We start from the raw sequence: 1,172 nt of genomic DNA on the forward strand, positions 1-1,172 counted from the left end.
TGATTTCGAGCTTCATCAGCAGCCAGGTCGCCGCCATCTTCGGCACGGCCCTCATCACCATAATCCCGGCCGTCCAATATTCGGGGATCATCGACCCCGTATCGTCGCTTCAGGGGATGGGCGCCTATATCGGCCAGATCTATCCTGCAACCTATTTCGTGACGATCGCCCGTGGCACTTTTTCGAAGGCGCTCAACTTCAACGATCTTGCAACCTCCTTCATTCCTCTCCTGATCGCCATTCCCGTTCTTACCGGAATGACCGTGGCCTTCCTCAAGAAACAGGCGGCGTGATCCATGCGACTGGCCAACGTCATTCAACTCGGCGTCAAGGAATTGCGGGCGCTTGCACGCGATCCGATGCTCGCCGTCCTGATCGTCTATGCCTTCACGCTGTCGATCTACACCGCCTCGACGGCAATGCCGGAGACACTCAACAACGCGGCGATCGCGGTCGTGGATGAGGATCAGTCTCCTGTCTCCTCACGCATCTTGACGGCATTTTATCCGCCCTACTTCACGATTCCAAAAATCATCTCGCAGCACGAGATGGACCGCCGCATGGACAGCGGCCTTGATACCTTCGCCCTCGACATCCCGCCGAACTTCCAGCGCGACCTGCTCGCCGGCAAGGCGCCGACGATCCAGCTCAATGTCGATGCTACCCGGATGACCCAGGCCTTCAGCGGCGGCGGGTACGTCCAGTCGATCGTTTCGGGCGAGGTGAATGAATACCTCAACCGTTACCGGGGAAATACGACTGTCCCCGTCGATCTGGCGCTGCGTTCCCGCTTCAACCAGTCGCTCGACAAGGGGTGGTTCGGGGCAATCAACAACGTGATCTCCTCGATCACCATGCTCGCGATCGTTCTCACGGGTGCTGCCCTCATCCGCGAGCGTGAGCATGGCACGATCGAACACCTGCTCGTCATGCCGGTCACTCCGACCGAGATCATGGTGAGCAAGATCTGGTCTATGGGACTTGTGGTGCTTCTTGCCTCGACCGTTTCGCTTGTCTTCGTCGTGCAGGGCCTTCTCAAGGTGCCGATCGAAGGTTCCTTGATGCTGTTTCTGGCAGGCACGGTGCTTCAGCTGTTCGCCACCACTTCGCTTGGCATCTTTCTCGCGACGGTGGCCGGTTCAATGCCACAGTTCGGTCTTCTCCTGATGCTG

1 protein-coding gene and 1 pseudogene are annotated in these 1,172 nt (G+C 58.4%); both read left to right on the plus strand.

Translation table 11 applies throughout. The features are described from left to right. Positions 1-293 (plus strand): annotated as a pseudogene (locus CRO48_RS31540) (ABC transporter permease); the annotation flags it as partial. A gap of 3 nt (positions 294-296) precedes the next feature. Next, on the plus strand, positions 297-1,172 hold an 876-nt coding region (locus tag CRO48_RS31545; RefSeq protein WP_097143565.1), incomplete at its 3' end, for an ABC transporter permease.

Source organism: Rhizobium subbaraonis, from assembly GCF_900220975.1.
In the GTDB taxonomy this organism is placed as follows: Bacteria; Pseudomonadota; Alphaproteobacteria; order Rhizobiales; family Rhizobiaceae; genus Mycoplana; species Mycoplana subbaraonis.